The sequence below is a fragment of the Granulicella mallensis genome, from assembly GCF_014203225.1.
Lineage (GTDB): Bacteria > Acidobacteriota > Terriglobia > Terriglobales > Acidobacteriaceae > Granulicella > Granulicella mallensis_A.
Window position 1 is genome coordinate 50,853 of the sequence record NZ_JACHIO010000024.1, and the last position, 13,461, is coordinate 64,313.

A 13,461-nucleotide genomic window follows, 5' to 3' on the forward strand; every position below is an offset into this window, starting at 1 on the left:
CAGGCTGGTTTCTTGCCTGCACATGTATCTAGTATGCTTTTTCTTTCCGATTTCGTCAGTGATTTTGAAATTTATTTTCGCCGTGAATGATGAGCCTTACTGTCTCGTCACTGATACACTTGGCTTGTAATTCTGTTCTGCGGTGATTTTCCATTCCTCGTTTAGGTTTTGGAGGTTTACCTGAAAGAAAAGAATCTTATGGGTGATGTTGCCAGACTTTTCCCAAGTCACATCCATATCAAAACGAACAGTTGCCGCCGTGGGGGATTCATTCACGAACGATATTTGCCCGAGATCAAGTCGGGTGATCTCATTGCCGTGACGAAGAAACGCCTCTTTGTCAGCCAGTACAAAAGCATTATCGACGGATGTCTTTCCGTAGTAGATCGCCACATTCGGCGCATAGTATGAGGCCACCGTAGCTGGGTCGTTAGTGGCTATGGATTTTGCCCATGTATGTAGAACATTAGTGACATCATCCTGAACGTTACCTTCGGATGGCTGCTCCGAAGACACTTCTGGGATGGCCGCTGGCGAGGCTTGTCGTGTTGCATTGGCGATTACCGCTGAAGTGCTAGGAACAGCGCTGCCCGATGTAGACACAGCATTTACGCTGCTTTTCCTTGACGACGAGAGATGTGTAAGAAACACGATCAAGAGCACAACAGCCCCCAGCCCACAACCGAAAACTAGAAGCCTTTTCCCTGTAGACACTGTTGAATTGGAAGTGACTACGGTTGGCGCTTTGATCGGATCGGGCGGTGGTGGTGGTGGAAGCGGAGGTGGCGGCGGTGCAATCTTGGGAACTGAGGTCGGCTGTGGAGAGCCACAGAGTTGGCAGAAAGCACGACCATCCGACGCTGTTGACCCACACTTTGGGCAGGACATTCCTTAGCACCTCTTGGAGTAGTAAGACTAGCGCTCTAACTCTTGGGACGGTTCAGCTAGTAAGTCTGTTTTGATTTTGCTGCGCTATCAGTTCAGACTGCTGTGCGAGAAGAAATTGGTAGCCCATGTATCCGCAATACGCAAAAAACAGAATGCAGGGGATCGCTGCTGAGAAGAATGACAGGGCAAAGAAAATCCAATTCAAGAACCCATAGCCCCATCCTCGATCATCTCCTACACACAGGTTGCCCAGTCCGTTCCACAGGACATTGAGTCCAATCAAGAGCACCATCTTCCCCACAAAATCTCCCTGAAGACTTTGAGATGCCTGCAAGACAGGAGGATTGATCGTCTGATACGTCTGTGCAATGGGTACTGGATAAGGCAAAGGCGAGGCAGGTAACTGACGGCAACCGCAGTTGGGGCATATTTCGGCACGGCGAAAGATGACCTTGCCACAATCCATGCAGTATTTTTGATCTTGGCTGACTGACTGATTTGGAGACAACACATCTCCTTCAGGGGCATCCGGCATACGTTCCATAATCATCTCTTTCTAGGACTTTCATCTGACCGTTGAAACGGTTTACATGCAACTGAGCCGATGTTCACAAATCTGGGATTTTACTGGAGAACGGGCCGGATGGGATCGAGCCACAGTGTACACAAAGCCTCATAGGGATACCAGCGTTATATTTGACGCCCTTGAATCACCGCAATCGCTCAATCCGTATACACTGCCTGCACTCCCCTTGTGCTGCACATCAAGACATGACCAATGTGAGACAGACCACCTCTATCCCTGGGAGTATGTATAACCCTTGGTGATCTATAACCTATGTCTATTGGTAATCTCTATTGATCTTCCATTAGCCTTCGGAGTCTGTATGGTCCTTGTTTCTTATGAGTCATATGGCTATGACTCTTTCATCCTGCCTAACGCCTTAGTATGTCCCGTTTCCGGGTCCCTTATGACCATGTTGTTAGGTGGGTAACATTGCATGGATTTCAGCGTTAGGGGTCTCTTTATGAATTAGGGATGTGCCGTTTATATCAACCCCGTCTTGTTGACGACATTGGTTTGCCACACATCCCGCAGGAACTCCCGGATTCATTCGGGATAGGTAATCAGTCTGTCGATTACGTTTTAGCAAGCAATTGTATTTGGGCGGCTCTGCGATCTTACCCCGTAGCAATCACCTATTCGGCTCTGCTACCTTGGACCATTTGAATCTTGTATTGCTTCAGCACCTATCTGGCGCTTCTGTAAATAGGTAGTATCGGAATCTTTTTCAAATCCGTCAGTGAAAATGAAAAATAATTGAAATTATTTTGATGACGCCTGGATTCTCATCCGTATAGACTTTCCGAATGAACATTCCTGAGATTCTTGCTGACATCGACACGGAGATTGCACGGCTACAACACATTCGCTCTCTGCTATCCGGCACGCCTTTCACTACAGTCACACGCAGCCCAGGCCGTCCTAAAGGCGTCCGAATGTCATCTGAGGCTCGCGCAAAGATGGCCGCTGCTCAGAAGAAGAGATGGGCAAAGCGCAAGAAAGCATGAAATATTTATGGCAGAGGTGGCAGCAATGCAGACTACAATCTTGATTCTTGTCTTAGCTCCCCCGGTTCTCGCATTCATCCTGTGGCAGGTGCTTCGCTACGGTCCCAAGGTCGGGTTCCCTTCAATACCCTTTCGATTGGGCAAGAATGGTTATTGGAAGATGCTGACACTTTCCTATGTTGCGATGTTCGCAGCCGCCTTGATGTCGCACAGAATCTGAATCTGTCGATGCTGTGAGGCTGAGTGTTATGCCTCGCGCATGAACCAAAGTTGATTCTTCCTTATTCGCTACATCGGCCTCATTCTGGCATAGGCTCCCCAATTCATCTATATGAGGCAACACACTATGGCAACGAAGAAAGCTGTAAAGAAAGCTCCTGCAAAGAAAGCCGTAAAGAAGGCAGTCAAGAAGGCTCCCGCAAAGAAGGCTGTAGCGAAGAAGGCACCAGCGAAGAAGACGGCTGCTAAGAAATCACTAGCGAAGTCACGCATGTACATCGGCTCTTATGCTGCCAAGCCAGCGAAGAAAGCCGCTGCCAAGAAGAAGACCGTGACAAGAGCGACAGTTACCGGGACTGGCACTCTCACTGGTCCTGTGACCTTGGCAAAGAAGAAGGCTCCGGCAAAGAAGGCCACGAAGAAAGTCTCCATCAAGGCGCAGCGGAATAACGGGCCGTTGGCGTTTTAAACCTTACCCAACCCGCATTACAGGCAAGCAAAACGCCCGGCAGCTCATTACGAGAGCCGGGCATTTCTGCGTCTCACGCAGTTTCGCTTGTCTATGACTGCACCTATGCAGCTTGTGGCGCTGGAAGATATTCAAGATGCTCAAGGTGCTCATGATACTCAGATGCTTTGTGTTCCTGTCTGCCCGTATTCTGTCCAGGGAGAACCCACCACCAGCCATCACTGCGTTTACGCGACATGATTCCGAGCATCTTTTTGGCACGCTGAATGCTGCTCAGACTGAAGGGTTGTTCAGCGACCAATGACATCACCTTGTTGTAGGGCACGGGGCCATTCGCAAGAACATCGCTCAGGAAGCTCATTGCCATGCGGAGGGCACCATCCGGCTCATTCTGAGGAGGATTGATCGCTTCATGAAGCGCTTCCGATTGGCGCTCGCCCCAGACTATCCGTGTCGTATCGAGATCCACACCTTGTGCGGTGATAGTTCCATCTTCAATCATGTAGGGAAAATGGCCGGATAGGTCAGTAATGTTCGTCTTGACCTTTCCTAGAGTCTGAAATCCGTTCGGGAGTTTTGTGGCAGCGAGCACCATACGCGCAACAGCGGTATACGAGAGTGATCCTGAAACCCGATCCAGAAGGTTCTTATTGCCGCTGTCCTTTGCAAAATGGGCGACCCCAATTACAGCTATATTGTGACGCTCGGCAAGTTGTGCCAATTGTTCCATCGCTGAACGAACAGCACGAGTTCCACCGGTCTCCGTTGCGGAGATGATTGGGTCAGTAATGAGTAGGCGTATACGGTCCTCTCTGTCGGATGGGAATTGATCGAGCGTCTCACTGAGTACGTCGATATCTCTCGCTACGTCGAAATAGTCCGCAATGCCCTCTTTGGTTGTGAAATTGGGAAACAAGATACGACTGACATCAGCACCATTGGCCAGCAAACGCGGAATGATCGTGTCCTCTTTGTGATCTTCGGGCGCATAAACAATCACGTGTCCCGCTGAGGAAACAGTTCCATCCGGCAGCAGTCCTCCAACAGTTATCGCAGCAGCGATATCCATAAGAATCGTGCTCTTACCTGAGCCAGGATCGCCCGCAAGAATAGTAAGCGCTCCAAGCGGAACGAAACTTGGCCAGAGCCATTGCTTCGGCTTCGGCGTGAGGGCGCTACCCTTTTCAAAGTGAACTCTATCTTCCATCAGCCCTTCTCCTTCCGGTGTCTGTCGACGTGTCGTAACGATAGGCCGGGTGCGATGTTCTGCACCCGACCTCCCGCATTAGGCGGTGCGCTGAATCCAGACGTACAGGGCTTTAGGGTTGTTAGATAGAATCACCTTTGCTGGCTTTTCCTTAGATTTCAGGAAGTTGGCGAGAGCGGTTTTCGTCTTCTCTGCCGTCTTGCCTGCTTCAATCGGATACTTGAAGGTCTTGCCGGGCGCGAGCGTGTCAAATAAAGTCAAAGCCCGCATACGCTCTGCCGAGGCTGTATTCCGACCAGCCTTGAAGAACTGAGCAGCGATGCTCGCGTCTACTGGAGCGAAGAAATCAAAGTTGTCAGTGTTGTTGGTGTTCGTTGTGTCGTTCATAGGTCCTACTTTCTGCCTTTCGGCGGGTTATGAGAAATGGCGTGGATGGCATAGCCGCTGCACATCCCAATATGCGGGCGCAGGTCTAGGCGGCTATAGCCTCGCTCGTCGGCTTCGTAGGCCGAATGGTGCCGATGAAATCCATGCGTGCAATGCGTTGTACTTCGGACATAGGAATGCGCACGGAGCCGCCATGTCGGCGCGTCTTGAGCCGCTTGTCCGCGATTAGGTAGTCGATGCTGCGCACCGACAGCGAGAGCATGATCGCGCAGTCTTCCCGCGTTACGAGTAGTGGTTGAATTGTTGTTGTATTTTCCATAGAACCTCCGGGGCTAAAGTTGATGTTTAGCCTTGAGAGGTAATTGGTTGTAGGTGGGGCAGATGGTCACCGCTCAAGGCACGTACACTCCGACGCTTTCGCGTCAGGGTGTTGCATACATGAGCGGCCAAACTTCATCCGCATAGCTACAATAGCAAGGGGTGCCTATGAGTGCAAGCGAAAAAGCAGAACTTTCTTTAGAGCCGCTAGAGCTAATTGAAAATGAATCCGGTCCTTTCACCTGGAACGTCGATGATTCCTTTATCGACCCCCTTGGGTATGCAGGCATCGAACCTGCTTCGCCCGCTCAACTTGCGCGAATGAAGGACAAAGCACGCAGACCTCTTGAAGACCCCAAAGATTTCACAGATGAAATCACCAAGCACTTCCGCGACGAGTTGAGGAAGCAAGAGCAATCTCCTGATGCGTTTTCTAAGCGCCTCGAAACCTATTTGGCTAAATCTGATGGTCAATATGAAATCAGGTCAAACAAAGAGGCTCGGCGCAGAGAAAGAGGAGTTGAGCAGAACCTAACCAAGTTTGTACAAGGAAGTCAGTACATCTATGGAGACGGGCAATCACGCAAGATTCTCTATGTGCTGATATTCCCCACCAGCTTGCGCATCCTCACAGACTGACCCGCCAGATAGAGAAGCCCTCTATCCCGCTATCAATCCAACATGGCTAAGTGATCGCGGATGGTAGTTGAGTCAGCGTGTGCATAGCGCATGACCATACTTGAAGACTTATGGCGGCTGAACGCCTGGACCACGGCGAATGGGGCTTTCTCAGCAACGATCGATATCGCGGTGTGCCTGAGATCGTGCCAGCGAATCTTCAGCTTGGCATCTTTCGTCGCCTGAGCAAACCATTTCTTGTTATCGCCAATCGCGAACACGGCATCAGTTGGAGCATCGTATTTCCGGCCAGCAAGCCGTGACCGTTTGAGTTTCTGAATCCTTTTCAATGCCTGTTCTGCAAGCCCCATCATCTCGCAGACATAGGTTTCACCATTCTTAGTGTTCAACGCGGTGATCTTTTTGTTCTTGAAATCCACCTGTGGCCATAGCAGCCCGTACTGTTCGGACTTGCGCCAAGCGGTTCCAAGAGCGAAATCAAGCTCACATAACCGGTGTTCAATCACATCCGGCTGGTACTGCGCGAGGTGAGCTTTCGATTCACCACTCTTGCGGATGGCATTTCGTAGCTTTTCAATCTGCTCGTTAGTTAGGCGCTGCCCAACGTGATTGTCCATCTTGCGCTGTGGGACATTGCGGACAGGGTTCACCTTCACCCTTGAGCGTTGCAGCGCGCGGCGATAGACGCCTGAGAACGTGGACTTGATACGGTTGACCGTACCAGGGGCAAGATCTCGTTTGCGCTGAATATCAATAAGCCAATCGTCTATCTGGGCCGTTTGCAATGTTGACGCGGGATGTGAACCAAACGCTGCGATGATCTCTCTGATGACACGCGGAGGATTGATCTGATCTTTGAACTCAGTCGGGTTGGCCTTGACGTGTGTCAGATAGTCATCAGCCAACTCTTCTACGGTGACGCCAGCCGCATGACGATCCTCTTCAGCGAAGGTGAGGACCGGCTTCTTTGCGGTGACAGGCAACACGCCTTCACCTGTCCGCAGGATCATCCGAGCTTTATCGATGTAGGCCACGGCGGCATCACGATCAGTACCGAAAGACTTCCGCACCCAATTCGGCTTCCCTGTCGCTGTTGTGCCATTGAGGTAGCGGGCGCACCACTTCCCACTTCCTAGCGGCCTCTCGTATACACCGGGCATCTTCTTGGGTTTGCGGCCTCTTGGCATCGTGATTGCCTCCGAGGTCAGTATCCCATCTTGTGCTACTTTTGTGCTACTTTTTCCCGGTAATTCGTGCCGCTCGGTGCGGTCCGTGCAGCCGGATGCAAGCTCAAAACCATCGTTTATCTTATTTATTTTGTTATGTTTATGCGTTTACGTGCAGTTCAGTTCAGCGAGATTCAGGAACATGGAGAATCGCACTCCTAACGCGAAGGTCGCAGGTTGGACTCCTGCCCGGGCCACCACATATCCTCAATATCCATGCGTGTTTTACGACACTCCCCAAAAGCTATCAAAGCCTCCAAAACCAGCTTGTGCTACTTTTGCACCCTGTACTTTGCTGCACACAATACCATCCATAAACAGAAAAGCCCACCCTGCTGTCAGGATGGGGCGCGTGTTGAATGAGCATGATTGATTCAGCTTGTATGAGAGCGAGCCGGATAAGGATGATGTGAGTTCAATGCTTCAGCTTTGCGTATTGCTCACCGGTCTGTTCGAGCTTGACGCCGCCTTCGCCATTCTGAAGAGCAGAATCTAGAGCCTGCCGTGCAGCGAGATCTAAACGAGTGGGAGTACGGGAGATCATGTCCCGAATTGTGTCGGCATGATCGAACCTTCTCTTCCGGCCAACCATCATCCAGTTGGGGTCAAGGAACTCAACATACCAATCACCGTGTTCATATTTGAACCTGAGCCAAACGGATTTAGGCCGGGCACATCTGGAACATTGCCGCTCACCACCGGGCCAGTCTCCGAGCGCAATCAAACTCATGCAAGAGGAGCACATTCGGCCTGACTCCCGCAGCGATGTCGTCGATGCCTGTTCGGCGCTCATTGCGGAATTCTACACGAAGAAAAAGCGAAGAGCGTGATAGCCTGAACAGTGGAGCCTTGGTACCGGGGAGGATGGGCGGCATGGCAAATGTTTACGACGCAGGCAGGTTACGGCTGACGGTCAAGGAGAAACTCGCCCTAATTATTAGCATTGCATTTGCACTCGGGTCGTTCGACTCACATGATGCGGTGCTTGTTGTTCCGTCGCTTTCTGTCGCGGCTATTGCTTTTGTCCTTCTGTGTATCTGGCATAAGGGAAATCCTTGGAATCGTTTGGCAACGGCCATCTTTTTTCTTGTAATTTTGGTTTTCGCCGGACGGAGGAGCCTACGGCATACCTCCCTGCCCGCACCAGCTATCAATACAGCCGCTCCTGCACCGCAACCTTTGTCAATCAATCAGAATGCAAACAACAGTGACTGCTCAAACATTGTGGCTGGCGGAGATGTTAATAATTGCACTTCTTCGGAGAGGGCTCATGTCAAAAATAAGCACTAGCATCATTCTCTTGCTCATTTGCATCTCTGGCTACGGCCAAACTCCACAGACATCCATTCAGCAAAAGTCCACGAATAGCTCATGCGCCGCTATCAATGCGGGCCGCGACGTATATTGTGTGTCACAAAAACCTCCAGAAACCATGAGTAGTCTTCGCAAGAAGACTGCCGCACTAGCTACGCAAATTTTGGCATTCTCTTACGCGCGAGAGGGTCAGCCTGGCGACGTGGACAATCAAGCACTGGCCCAGGGTATTTTGGTCAGCATAAATCGCAATCCTGCTTCCGGGCAGGCATTCATATCTAACGTTAATCATTGGAACGCTGAAACCAGAGACATGTTTCTAAAAGACTATTGGCCCCAGGTCACAGCACTGACGGGAGAATTGGCTGCGGCGGGTTTCGACGTAACACCTGTGTCGCGCGGAGCAGCAGCGAATGATCCTCGCACAATAGGCTTGATGCTAAGTGTAGTTTCCGCTCGTATTGGCAAGAAACCTCCTTATTCGAGAACCTTGACGAAGGACGAAGCCAACGCCATCCTGCGAGGGTTAGGCAAAGGCGCGAATATAGAAATCTATGCAAAGAAGGACGATCCTAACTCTTTGCTAATCGCTGGGACTCTCGCAGCAGAAGCAAACCACCTAGGACTGCTACATGACATTACAGTACGCCCCCTTGAGGACAAGCAGCCCGCGTTGACCGGGATTCAGTTGGTAGTTCCATCTGCTGATCTGGAGTTCAACTTTCAGAGCGTTTATCTGACGCTCAAAGAATGTGAACTGGAAACCACCATCACTACACGAGAGACAAAACCTTACCGAGTATTCCTTGCGATTGAAGTGTGGCCAGCAACTCAAGCAGAGATTCCTCAAGATGGTATGCCATCGATGATTGTGAATACCGGTCCGCAGGTCACATCGCAATAAGCTCGCGGCTAGATCGTGACCCCACGAGTTGCTATGACACAGCAAAAGGGCAGCACTCCTCCATATCGGTTCGGAACAGTCTCCTTAAACGGAAAACGCCCGGTCCTCATGAGAGGTTGCCGGGCATTCTTGCTTGTGTCGCGGTTGGTGATGGATTAATCAAAGCTGGCTAGGTGCCCTATAGACGTAAGCCTCACCTGGCTTCACGACCTCTTCCTTCGTTGGAGCCTGTTCATCGGTGGACTTCTCTTCTGTGGGCTTCTCTGCGGTGGGTTCCTTTGCAATTTCCTCGGAAATAACTGTCGGCATATCATTTCTCCTTATAGGTTGAGAGATTGATGACTTTCTGTGCTTGTTGAAAATGTGCCGCAGACACAGAGGCAGGAAAGCGAATTCAACTGCACTGATATTCAGGTGTGGTGTTCGGAAAGATGGCCCGGAGGGATACACGGGAATCATGCACCCAAATTTTGTACCACATCCGGCTTTCAGGCGTCCAAGAGAACAGAACAAAAGGCCAGCCTGTTATGGACTGGCCTCTATTTAGCTTTAGAAATCAGAATTAGATCGCGACTCCACGCATCGCCATTATTTAGTAGACCAGTCATACAAATTAGCTCCTGCACCCGTCACAGGCTGTTTTGCATAAGCGTAATGCTGTGCGAAACGTGCCCATAGAGGACCTTCCACATACATGCCGCCCCAGATGGTTGGGTGGGTTCCGTCAATTGTGTAGGTCTGTTGGGTGTTCACATTACCAACTGAAACACCCGCAGGTAATGTCGCCATGAAGGGGCTGAACTGCCCGGTAGCATGTTCATTCAGCACAGGCACACCGTAGTCATTTGCAACCTGGGCTTCCAACGCATTCCAAGCGTTCATGATGACCAAATCCTATACCTCGCACGCATGAACCAAAGTTGATTCTTCCCTATTCGCTGCTTCGACCTCATTCTGGCATAGGCTCCCAAATCTATCTATGAGAGGCAGAGATCATGAATTTCCATGAGTTCGCAAAAAAGGCTCCTGCAAAGAAAGCAGCAAAGAAAGCAGTGAAGAAGACTCCAGCAAAGAAGGCCGCTACGAAGAAAGCTCCCGCGAAGACGGCTGCGAAGAAGACCGTCAAGAAAGCTCCAGCAAAGAAGAGCGCTGCAAAGAAGTCCCCTGCAAAATCACGCATGTACATCGGCTCCTACGCTGCCAAGCCCGCAAAAAAAGCCGCAGCAAAGAAGAAGACCGTGACAAGAGCGACGGTTACCGGTACTGGCACTCTTACTGGCCCTGTGACTTTGGCAAAGAAGAAGGCCGTCAAGAAAGCACCGACAAAGAAAACGGCAAAGAAGTCTCCCTTTAAGGTGCGCTCTTCAGTTGCTTTGACGGCGTATTAAGCCGTCTCCATTCGCACTACAGGCAAGCAAATGCCCGGCAACCCATCACGAGAGCCGGGCTTTTCTACGTCTTAGGCAGCTTCACTTGTTAGCCAACCTCGAACACAACAAAGGCCAGCACTCCTACATATCAATTAGGAGCAATCTCCGTAAACGGAAAACGCCCGGTCCTCATGTGAGGTTGCCGGGCGCGTGTACCTGTTAGAACTCGCCCACCTGTCCCTCCTTCAAACCCTTGGGCCCGTCTTCGTCAAAAGCACTGCTATGAAGTGCTGGGTTCAACTTCTCGGGAGCCTTTTCCTCAGTGAACTTCTCTGCGTCGGCCACCATGCTCAAAGGTATCGCATGGAAGTCCTCACCTGTCTCTAGTGGCGCTTCCTCTGTGCGAGCCTGTTCATCGGTAGACTTCTCTTCTGTGGGCTTCTCGGCAAAGAATACATTCTCGGATATGACGGTGCTCATATCATTTCTCCTTGTATGTTGTGAAACGGATGACATTCTGTGCCATTGAATTGTGCGGCAGACACAGAGGCAGGAAAGCGAGTTCGACTGCGCTGATATTCAGGTGTGGTGTTCTGAAAGATGGCCCGACAGGGTGCATGGAGCACCTGACTTTTGTAGCACATCCGCGTTTCGGGAGTCCAAGGGGTCACAGCACGAGCTACTTCGCTCATCTCATCCTGCCTGACGACCATTGACGCGCCAGAATAACGAGCGCATGCTGATTGGGCAGTTGCCTTATCGAGCACATGTTCCGCCAATCGCGCTCTAATCATTTCAATAACGACAAGGAGAACATCATGGCAAACGACAGCAGTAACGAATCCGATGGTGCGGCGAAAGTCAATTCAGAAAACCCTTCAGACAAACACAAGGGGCCAGTCATAGACGCCAGATAAACATGTCTCTTCAGACAAACACAAGGGGCCGGTCACAGACCCAGGTAAATATTAAGCTCATGAGCATACCCGAAAACAACAAAAGGCCAGCCCATTACGGGCTGGCCTTTATAACTTTCGTGAGTAGGTTACAGCCACTGCTGAATGAAGTTCGCTTCGGCAGGGGCATATACCTTCTGGAAATTGAAATCATTAAGGTGAATGAAATCTCCTCGCGTGTAGGTCGCATTTGTAAGGGATGAGTTCCCACTCACGTTGAAGAGGTATAGGTAGGTTGCGCATTAGATACGTGACCCTACGTATAACCGTGACCCTTTTCAACTGAATGTTATCTTGAGCACCTTCTCTTCCTATTGAGCCCGGTTATAGTTTAGTTACATATGATTGCCAGAGCCAGGCTACGCTGAATGAGTCATTAATCCAGTCATCGCGTATGGAGCTTATTTTGCAGCCAACGTCGGACTAAAACAATCAAACAGTTCCTCATCGAATAGGTTATGGATGAAATACCTACATAGAGTGATCGCCTAACAGGCGGATGTATTGAAGGAGCTATTTCCCCGGAGGCGCAGGCACCATCACGGCACTGGGATCAATCTTAGGAATGCCAAAATGCCCGCTCAGATGCACGAGATCGAGCGGCCGCAGCGCGCCTGAAACTTCAATCAAATTCATCTCGCGCTGTCCGCGCACCAGCACGGTCACATCGTCGATCTCACCACTGCGAAAGTGCAGCCACAGATCGGTGATCGGCGCATGAGGCGAAGCAGACTCGCGCGGTGGCGCATTCTGGTTGACCAAGTGCTTCCAACCCGCAGCGTTATAAACCGCTACGAGTGCGGACATGCTTTCGGGGAGGTAGAACGCCGGCTCATGGTAGTGGAAGTTCTCCACTGTAATACTGTTCAGCGCGGCGAAGGCGCGTTTCCCCTCTGAGCCATCATCGATGTAGCCCTCTGCGACCTGGAGCATGTTGTGATCGAAGGTAAACGCAGTATGGTTTGCCGGCTGCGAACACAGGCTACGCAGAGCTTCAACCGCCCCTTGCGGCTGCTGGGCATGGGCTCTTGCGCAAAGCGCAGCCAGTAAAAGAAGAGAGGATAAACGCAGTTTCATCGCGACCTCGTTAACCTGATAGACCGGTATTCTCGGCAAAAGGTTTACTTTACGGCATCGAATACACTGCTGGGAACCGCTTAGGGCGTGAGATAAAACCTGGACCGCCAGTCTTCCAGGAGACTGCTATCGCCTATGGAAATCAAAGCCCGATGGAGGTCAGCATCACTGCAACTGCTGTTCTCCAGCGCTGCAGCTCTGCCCTGTCGCCGACCTTCAACTGCTGGGCCGCTTCCGCCAGGGTGATTCTTTTGCTATAGAGCTCGTCCGTGACTCTATCGGCCAGGTCCGGCAGGAAGAGGCTCTTGCCGTTCTGCTGCTGGATGCTCTCATGAACGGGGCTCTTCTCGTAGAGCTCGAACTTCCGCTCTTCACCGAAGTATCCATTCTTGACGACATGGGTCACCCCATCCGGCATCAGCTCCATATACTCTTTCAGCAACTCCAGGCTATCGCGTTGCCGATTGATCACCCACAGTGTCACCAGGGGGCGTCCCAACTCCTTCAGAGAGTCGCGCAGGATCGCTCCATGTGCACGAACACCCATATTGTTGCGCGCGGGCGTATTGACCACGATTGCCTTGAAGGGTTGCGCGTCGCAGATGTTTACGAGCTGGATCCAGCCTTCAACGTCGTCCAGGTCCACACCTTCGCTCTCGACGGTGCTGCCGTAAGAGCTCCATACGTCAGGATTGCTCTTGTCCGACTCAATCAGCTTCAGAAATGTATGCTGCGTGGTGAAGTAGTCGAGCACTGCCATCGAGGTGATGGATTTGCCGACCCCGCCTTTACTGCCGCTGATAAATACGATCGGAGCGTTCATGAGTCTTCCGATTATAGGAAGCCGGAGGAAATCTAAGATGAAGGTTCTGTAAAGCGAGCAACCAAAATCATCCCCACATACTCCGGAGCCTG

18 protein-coding genes are annotated in these 13,461 nt (G+C 51.1%); 6 read left to right on the forward strand and 12 right to left on the reverse strand.

The window, feature by feature from the left end; translation table 11 throughout:
- Positions 1 to 96: 96 nt before the first annotated feature.
- Together HDF15_RS21865 and HDF15_RS21870 are read right to left on the reverse strand one after the other, a co-directional pair.
- The gene (locus tag HDF15_RS21865) at positions 97 to 603 is read right to left on the reverse strand and encodes a hypothetical protein (protein WP_184259477.1); all 507 of its coding nucleotides are present in this window, start codon (positions 601 to 603) and stop codon (positions 97 to 99) included.
- A 337-nt stretch (positions 604 to 940) separates the two neighbouring features.
- On the reverse strand, positions 941 to 1,432 hold the full coding sequence (locus tag HDF15_RS21870; protein ID WP_184259479.1) for a hypothetical protein: 492 nt from the start codon (positions 1,430 to 1,432) through the stop codon (positions 941 to 943).
- A gap of 1,053 nt (positions 1,433 to 2,485) precedes the next feature.
- On the opposite strand from HDF15_RS21870, the gene HDF15_RS21875 reads away from it, so the two are divergent.
- Together HDF15_RS21875 and HDF15_RS26300 are read left to right on the forward strand one after the other, a co-directional pair.
- The gene (locus HDF15_RS21875) at positions 2,486 to 2,680 is read left to right on the forward strand and encodes a hypothetical protein (RefSeq protein ID WP_014265036.1); all 195 of its coding nucleotides are present in this window, start codon (positions 2,486 to 2,488) and stop codon (positions 2,678 to 2,680) included.
- Between the two features lie 126 nt (positions 2,681 to 2,806).
- Entirely contained in the window at positions 2,807 to 3,148 is a 342-nt protein-coding gene (locus HDF15_RS26300; RefSeq protein ID WP_221314568.1) for a hypothetical protein, read from the forward strand.
- A gap of 103 nt (positions 3,149 to 3,251) precedes the next feature.
- On the opposite strand, the gene HDF15_RS21885 is transcribed toward HDF15_RS26300, so the two are convergent.
- From HDF15_RS21885 to HDF15_RS21895, 3 genes are all read right to left on the reverse strand, one after another.
- The gene (locus tag HDF15_RS21885; protein WP_184259481.1) at positions 3,252 to 4,355 is read right to left on the reverse strand and encodes an AAA family ATPase; all 1,104 of its coding nucleotides are present in this window, start codon (positions 4,353 to 4,355) and stop codon (positions 3,252 to 3,254) included.
- Positions 4,356 to 4,433: 78 nt separating this feature from the next.
- The gene (locus HDF15_RS21890; RefSeq protein WP_184259483.1) at positions 4,434 to 4,742 is read right to left on the reverse strand and encodes a hypothetical protein; all 309 of its coding nucleotides are present in this window, start codon (positions 4,740 to 4,742) and stop codon (positions 4,434 to 4,436) included.
- Between the two features lie 85 nt (positions 4,743 to 4,827).
- A complete protein-coding gene (locus HDF15_RS21895) occupies positions 4,828 to 5,061 on the reverse strand; it encodes a hypothetical protein (protein WP_184259485.1) in 234 nt (77 codons plus the stop codon).
- Between the two features lie 167 nt (positions 5,062 to 5,228).
- Here HDF15_RS21895 and HDF15_RS21900 point away from each other — a divergent pair, with 167 nt between their 5' ends.
- Positions 5,229 to 5,699 carry a hypothetical protein gene (locus tag HDF15_RS21900; protein WP_184259487.1) on the forward strand — a complete coding sequence of 157 codons (471 nt, stop codon included), beginning with the start codon at positions 5,229 to 5,231 and terminating at the stop codon, positions 5,697 to 5,699.
- 32 nt (positions 5,700 to 5,731) lie between these two features.
- Here HDF15_RS21900 and HDF15_RS21905 read toward each other — a convergent pair whose 3' ends face one another.
- The gene (locus HDF15_RS21905; protein WP_184259489.1) at positions 5,732 to 6,886 is read right to left on the reverse strand and encodes a tyrosine-type recombinase/integrase; all 1,155 of its coding nucleotides are present in this window, start codon (positions 6,884 to 6,886) and stop codon (positions 5,732 to 5,734) included.
- Positions 6,887 to 7,340: 454 nt separating this feature from the next.
- Positions 7,341 to 7,718, reverse strand: a complete 378-nt coding sequence (locus HDF15_RS21910) for a hypothetical protein (protein ID WP_184259491.1) — start codon at positions 7,716 to 7,718, stop codon at positions 7,341 to 7,343.
- An 80-nt stretch (positions 7,719 to 7,798) separates the two neighbouring features.
- On the opposite strand from HDF15_RS21910, the gene HDF15_RS21915 reads away from it, so the two are divergent.
- Complete coding sequence (locus tag HDF15_RS21915) at positions 7,799 to 8,215, forward strand: hypothetical protein (protein ID WP_184259493.1); 417 nt, start codon at positions 7,799 to 7,801, stop codon at positions 8,213 to 8,215.
- A complete protein-coding gene (locus HDF15_RS21920; RefSeq protein WP_184259495.1) occupies positions 8,196 to 9,143 on the forward strand; it encodes a hypothetical protein in 948 nt (315 codons plus the stop codon). Before HDF15_RS21915 ends, HDF15_RS21920 begins: the two co-directional genes overlap by 20 nt.
- 159 nt (positions 9,144 to 9,302) lie before the next feature.
- On the opposite strand, the gene HDF15_RS21925 is transcribed toward HDF15_RS21920, so the two are convergent.
- Together HDF15_RS21925 and HDF15_RS21930 are read right to left on the reverse strand one after the other, a co-directional pair.
- Positions 9,303 to 9,452 (reverse strand): hypothetical protein, encoded by a 150-nt coding sequence (locus HDF15_RS21925; RefSeq protein WP_184259497.1) that lies wholly within the window; start codon positions 9,450 to 9,452, stop codon positions 9,303 to 9,305.
- A gap of 279 nt (positions 9,453 to 9,731) precedes the next feature.
- Positions 9,732 to 10,025 carry a hypothetical protein gene (locus HDF15_RS21930; RefSeq protein ID WP_184259499.1) on the reverse strand — a complete coding sequence of 98 codons (294 nt, stop codon included), beginning with the start codon at positions 10,023 to 10,025 and terminating at the stop codon, positions 9,732 to 9,734.
- Positions 10,026 to 10,138: 113 nt separating this feature from the next.
- Here HDF15_RS21930 and HDF15_RS21935 point away from each other — a divergent pair, with 113 nt between their 5' ends.
- Positions 10,139 to 10,531 (forward strand): hypothetical protein, encoded by a 393-nt coding sequence (locus HDF15_RS21935; RefSeq protein ID WP_184259501.1) that lies wholly within the window; start codon positions 10,139 to 10,141, stop codon positions 10,529 to 10,531.
- A gap of 201 nt (positions 10,532 to 10,732) precedes the next feature.
- On the opposite strand, the gene HDF15_RS21940 is transcribed toward HDF15_RS21935, so the two are convergent.
- The 3 genes from HDF15_RS21940 to HDF15_RS21950 form a co-directional block, all read right to left on the reverse strand.
- Positions 10,733 to 10,993: a hypothetical protein gene (locus HDF15_RS21940; RefSeq protein ID WP_184259503.1), complete on the reverse strand. Its 261-nt coding sequence runs from the start codon at positions 10,991 to 10,993 to the stop codon at positions 10,733 to 10,735.
- A gap of 989 nt (positions 10,994 to 11,982) precedes the next feature.
- On the reverse strand, positions 11,983 to 12,546 hold the full coding sequence (locus HDF15_RS21945; RefSeq protein ID WP_184259505.1) for a hypothetical protein: 564 nt from the start codon (positions 12,544 to 12,546) through the stop codon (positions 11,983 to 11,985).
- 142 nt (positions 12,547 to 12,688) lie between these two features.
- Positions 12,689 to 13,369: a protein mobD gene (locus HDF15_RS21950; RefSeq protein ID WP_184259507.1), complete on the reverse strand. Its 681-nt coding sequence runs from the start codon at positions 13,367 to 13,369 to the stop codon at positions 12,689 to 12,691.
- Between the last annotated feature and the right edge of the window lie 92 nt (positions 13,370 to 13,461).

Bases quoted from the DNA above. Each gene is read 5' to 3' on its own strand.
- HDF15_RS21930 (WP_184259499.1), bottom strand. From the start codon at position 10,025: ATGAACGCTTGGAATGCGTTGGAAGCCCAGGTTGCAAATGACTACGGT.
- HDF15_RS26300 (WP_221314568.1), top strand. From the start codon at position 2,807: ATGGCAACGAAGAAAGCTGTAAAGAAAGCTCCTGCAAAGAAAGCCGTA.
- HDF15_RS21885 (WP_184259481.1), bottom strand. From the start codon at position 4,355: ATGGAAGATAGAGTTCACTTTGAAAAGGGTAGCGCCCTCACGCCGAAG.
- HDF15_RS21875 (WP_014265036.1), top strand. From the start codon at position 2,486: ATGCAGACTACAATCTTGATTCTTGTCTTAGCTCCCCCGGTTCTCGCA.
- HDF15_RS21940 (WP_184259503.1), bottom strand. From the start codon at position 10,993: ATGAGCACCGTCATATCCGAGAATGTATTCTTTGCCGAGAAGCCCACA.
- HDF15_RS21870 (WP_184259479.1), bottom strand. From the start codon at position 1,432: ATGGAACGTATGCCGGATGCCCCTGAAGGAGATGTGTTGTCTCCAAAT.
- HDF15_RS21950 (WP_184259507.1), bottom strand. From the start codon at position 13,369: ATGAACGCTCCGATCGTATTTATCAGCGGCAGTAAAGGCGGGGTCGGC.
- HDF15_RS21925 (WP_184259497.1), bottom strand. From the start codon at position 9,452: ATGCCGACAGTTATTTCCGAGGAAATTGCAAAGGAACCCACCGCAGAG.
- HDF15_RS21935 (WP_184259501.1), top strand. From the start codon at position 10,139: ATGAATTTCCATGAGTTCGCAAAAAAGGCTCCTGCAAAGAAAGCAGCA.
- HDF15_RS21895 (WP_184259485.1), bottom strand. From the start codon at position 5,061: ATGGAAAATACAACAACAATTCAACCACTACTCGTAACGCGGGAAGAC.
- HDF15_RS21920 (WP_184259495.1), top strand. From the start codon at position 8,196: ATGTCAAAAATAAGCACTAGCATCATTCTCTTGCTCATTTGCATCTCT.
- HDF15_RS21915 (WP_184259493.1), top strand. From the start codon at position 7,799: ATGGCAAATGTTTACGACGCAGGCAGGTTACGGCTGACGGTCAAGGAG.
- HDF15_RS21905 (WP_184259489.1), bottom strand. From the start codon at position 6,886: ATGCCAAGAGGCCGCAAACCCAAGAAGATGCCCGGTGTATACGAGAGG.
- HDF15_RS21890 (WP_184259483.1), bottom strand. From the start codon at position 4,742: ATGAACGACACAACGAACACCAACAACACTGACAACTTTGATTTCTTC.
- HDF15_RS21945 (WP_184259505.1), bottom strand. From the start codon at position 12,546: ATGAAACTGCGTTTATCCTCTCTTCTTTTACTGGCTGCGCTTTGCGCA.
- HDF15_RS21910 (WP_184259491.1), bottom strand. From the start codon at position 7,718: ATGAGCGCCGAACAGGCATCGACGACATCGCTGCGGGAGTCAGGCCGA.
- HDF15_RS21900 (WP_184259487.1), top strand. From the start codon at position 5,229: ATGAGTGCAAGCGAAAAAGCAGAACTTTCTTTAGAGCCGCTAGAGCTA.